General features: G+C 33.8%; 2 protein-coding genes and 1 pseudogene. All 3 read left to right on the top strand.

The window, feature by feature from the left end; all coding sequences use genetic code 11:
* Window positions 1-387, top strand: a pseudogene (locus T357_RS0118145) (helix-turn-helix transcriptional regulator); the annotation flags it as partial.
* Window positions 388-399: 12 nt separating this feature from the next.
* Complete coding sequence (locus T357_RS0118140) at window positions 400-2775, top strand: tetratricopeptide repeat protein (RefSeq protein WP_031555758.1); 2376 nt, start codon at window positions 400-402, stop codon at window positions 2773-2775.
* Window positions 2776-2787: 12 nt separating this feature from the next.
* A partial coding sequence (locus tag T357_RS21935; protein WP_031555753.1) for a helicase HerA domain-containing protein occupies window positions 2788-5027 on the top strand: 2240 nt, incomplete at its 3' end.

Raw genomic sequence — 5027 nt, 5'->3', positions numbered from 1 at the left:
TCTGAATATTATTTTTATTTAGTAGCCATTCTTGAGAATGTTAATAGACAGACTCAATTTGATAATCCTGATGACATAAATCCTACTATATATCGTATTGACAGGATAAAGGACTTAAAGATAACTTCTGAACACTTCTTAATTCCTTATAAGGACCGATTTGAGGAAGGTGAGTTCAGGAAACGAATCCAGTTTATGTTTGGCGGGAAACTGAGAAGAGTCAAATTCGAATATACCGGATATTCTGTTGAAGCAGTTCTTGATCGACTACCGACTGCAAAGATTCTCAGTGAAGATGATGGCAAATATGTGATACAGGCAGAAGTATTCGGAGATGGGATCGATATGTGGCTGAGAAGTCAGGGGAATATAATAAACATCTTATAAAAGGAGCATATAATGCCTAAGAAAATAACAGTATTAATAACATATGATATGAAAGGACTCAATGGAATAAACGTTGGAGATATGACTCTTAACATTAATCCTATTCGCGATAAAGGAGTTGAGGAATGGTTTAAGCCATTTAAAGGAAGAGTAAAATGGGATGGATTGATATCAGAAATCTTTGAATTATTGCAGGATGACGAAGCAGATCTTGATTATAAATTTTGGGGTCCAGATGAGGATAAAGCTATTTTTTTTGAATGCCTCAAAAATAATGGGATTTTTTTTGAGACAAGTTCACAACATGAATTCAATCACGAACATAAAGAAGATATAGTTGAAAGAGAAAATAATTCAAAAGAACTTGATGCTAATAAGCAACCATCCATTGAGGAAACACTTAACAAAGCTAGAAGGAATGAAAATCTCGGTAATATCGATGAAGCAATACAATTATATCTGTCTTTGGCTCAGAAAGGTAATGCTGAAGGACAATTCAAATATGCAGAATTAAAAGAAAAGCTCCTAAATGAGAATAATGCAACTAATTCAGATCATGAAAGGTATATAGTATTCCGTTACTATGAAAAGTCAGCAAAACAAGAACATGCAAAAGCAATGATACGCTTAGGGGATTGCTATTTGTATGGCCATGGTGTTGATGAAAATATTACTGAAGCTAAGAAATGGTATGAAAACGCATCTCAATATCAACAACCAGAAGCTATGCGTAAATTGGGACATTTATTATATTACTATGAAGAATGTCAAGACGAACCTGCAGCAATTGAATGGCTTGAAAAGGCTGCAATGATGGAAGATGAAAAGGCTGCCTTTGAATTAGGCTTTATATTATATTATTTTTCTGATTATTATGATTATGATAAAGCAATAAAATGGTTGAAAATAGCTGCAAACAAAGGTAATTCTGACGCACAATCTAGATTAGGTAAAATCTTGAAAGGAGAAGAAGCTGTATATTGGTTAAAAAAAGCTTATGCGCAGGGAGAGTACTATTATGGACGATATTTAGCCCAACATTATCTTGACGGTGATGGAGTTGAAAAAAATGAAATTGAAGCATTCTCAATTTTAAATGATTGTGTTAACCATGATGTAATTGATGCATATTATAATTTGGGCATATGTTACTACTATGGGAGAGGAACGGAAATCAATTATTCTAAAGCCTTTTCGTGTTTTGAAAAAGGTGTTTTGAAATCATTAGATCGTATGAAAGAAAATGGTAATTCCTATAGTACTTTTGATGGTTTAGAATTTTATATGCTTGGATATTGTTATTATTTTGGAAAAGGAGTAGATGAGAACAATAAAAAAGCCATTGAATATTTTGAAAAAGCAGCTGAGTATCATAATAAAGAAGCATTATTTCTTTTAGGTGAATGTTATTCAAAGGGCTATGGGGTAAACATCGATTATCGTAAAGCTTTTAATTATTACCATGAGGCTGCGTTAAATGAACATATTGATTCTCAGGTCATTTTAGGCAAATGTTATATGAATGGGGAACTTGATGTTAGTATAAATGAATCAGAAGCTATTTCATGGTATGAAAAGGCTGCTGAAAAAGGTAGCGCTAGTGCTCAAGAATATCTTGCATATTTTTATCTTTCTGGAGTATGTGTTGAGAAAGATGAAAAACTTGGAATAGAATTGTTATTAAAATCTGCTAAGCAAAACAACCCTTCTGCAATGGAAAGTTTAAGTGAATGTTATCATGATGGTATAGGGGTTGAAAAGAATAATTCAATGGCTTTTGAATGGTGTGAAAAAGCAGCAGAGTTAGGTGATGTATCGGCACAATATAATCTGGGAATTTTTTATTCTGAAGGAACTGATGTCCCTAAAGATATACATAAAGCTGTATATTGGTATGAAAAAGCATCTGAGCAAAACCATACAAATGCACTTATTAATTTAGCGTGGCTATATATTACAGGTGAATATACTGAATGCAATATAGAGAGGGTTTCTGATTGGATAAAAAAGGCAGGAGATAATTACCGTAAAAAGGACGAAAGTGGCGATAATATTTATAAAGTAGCTCGTTTATATGATTTACTTCTAACACCAAAAGATGTTAGAGATAGAATCATCAAAGAACAATCTAATAGATTTAAACGAGGCTTTTTGGGTGCGGCCATATCTGTAGCAGGATTATTTATTTCTACTCCATTAGCAGTAGTTGGATTAGCTTTGGAATGGTCTGGTGTTTTTGGTGGAAAAAAAGAAGAAAAAAAACATTACTCAGATATACTCAAAACTAATAGAGGAAAAGAAATGCTTGATTTATATCAAGAAGCTGCAGATAAAGGTTCAAAAGAAGCTCAAGATTGCTTAAAGAACCTTAAAAAGTATTTAAATTAAAAGGATATCAATATGAATGAGAGTATAGATAATCGTGATTACAGTGAGTTGAGTTCTACATTAAAGCTTGCTCAAAATGTTATTTATAAAGAGTATTTAGGTCATTTTGCTGACTATAATATACTTTTACCCGGCGAGTTATTGATGGGTGAAGAGCCCTCACGCTGTATAAGAATGTTTCATTTAAAACAGCTTACATGTAAAAAAAATGAAGATATATTACAAAAACTCTCAACAGTATATCACTCTGCGATGTCACTAGGATGTAGTGTTTTTTTAATCATTGATTCTCCTGGAAATATAGATATTGTTAATATCTATATAGGTGTCAGAGCTCCTGATATTTTTGATAAAATTCAGGGCAAAGCATTAAGAACCTCATATAGTGCCTTGAAAAAAGGAATTATGAGTAACTTTCCTGGAAGCACTTTGAGTAATATATCTGCATCACAAAAAATACCTGGTTTATTAGACGATATTTTTCAAGATGATATATCTAATGTCTCTGCTGTTTCATGTGTTGCATCGATTCGAGACAAAGATAAAACTGAAAATAAAAACTTCATACAGGGTATAGAGAAGCTTATTGACACAATGCATGGCAAAGCATATACCGGAATTTTTATTGCAGAGCCCATTCAGGATCAGGAGCAGTCTGATATAAGATCTGGATATCAGGATATATATAGTGTGCTTTCATCTTTTAGAAAAAGCACTTGGTCTTATAACGCGAGCGAGAGCAATTCTGTCCTAAACAATATCAGTCATGGAGTTTCTAAGACGATAACCGAGGGAGTTGCACATACTCAAAGCCATACATTGTCACATACTAAAGGGACAAATAATTCATACAATGTAAACATAAATATCGGAGGAAGCACTACAAGTTCAACGAGTAATACAGAAACAACATCAAAATCTGCTCCAACAGGTGTATCCAGAGCTGGTGCAGCAATAAAGAGCTTCTCAGATTTAGCTGACCGTATACCCAATGCAGCAGTCTTGATTCCTGGTATTGGCCCTGTTTTAGGCGTAGTAAAAAGTTTTAGTCCTGCTACAGCAGCATTGGGATCGGCAATGCAGGGATCAAGCATAACCAAAGGCATTTCTGAAACCTTGGGTAGATCTTTTGGTGGAAGTATTGGGATTGGTGGGGGATATACACGAGGGAATTTTGAAAGTGATTCTGAATCTGACGGTACATCTGATACAACCAATACAAGTACGTCAAATGGAAGTATTGATACTACATCTGAAGGAAAAACCATTACGAATGAAAATGGTAGTTCATTACAAATCGAATTCACAAACAAAGATATAGAGGAAATTCTTAAACGAACAGATGAACAACTTCAAAGACTTCAGGAATGTGAAGATTATGGTGCATATAGTTGTGGCGCATACTTCCTATCAAACAAGGAAGAAAACTCAATTTTAGCCGCTAATACATATAAAGCTTTATTGATAGGCAAAGGAACTTCAATTGAAAGAGGTGCCGTTACAGTATGGAATGATAAAGATACTGTAACTGTAATGAAAGAATATTTACGACGATTTTCACACCCTGTATTTGCTATGCCTTTAGGAGATAAAGAAAAGAAGTCTCATATGGTTCAATCTCCTAGTACCATTGTAAGTGGTCTAGAATTACCTTTACACCTTGGACTACCTTTTAAATCAGTTGTTGGTCTTCAGGTTATAGATCATGCTGAGTTTGGAAGAAATGTTATAGAAGGTGAAGGCAATATAAAAATAGGCAAATTGTATCATATGGGTCAAATCGAAAAGGATAACAACGTATTATTGGACAAAGAAAGCCTTACCAAACATACATTTATTACCGGTTCAACAGGATCCGGAAAATCAAACACAATCTATAAAATGCTTGATGAATTAATAAATCAGGATGTTAATTTCCTTGTTATAGAACCTACTAAAGGTGAATATAAATCTGTATTTGGAAGGACCAAAGGTGTAATAACTTATGGCACAAATCCTATTTTGAAAGATACTAAACTGTTAAGAATTAATCCTTTTAGATTCCCTAAGACAACTCACATATTAGAACATTTGGACCGCCTTGTTGAGATTTTTAATGTTTGTTGGCCTATGTATGCAGCAATGCCTGCAATTTTAAAAGATTCTATCGAAAGAGCCTATGCTAATTGTGGTTGGGACTTAGAGAAGTCAAAGAATCGATATGACCCTGAACTATTTCCTACATTTCTTGATGTGGTACGGCAGGTTAAAAT

This window comes from Oribacterium sp. FC2011, from assembly GCF_000701645.1.
Lineage (GTDB): Bacteria > Bacillota > Clostridia > Lachnospirales > Lachnospiraceae > Oribacterium.
This window is presented reverse-complemented; position numbering and strand designations above follow the sequence as displayed.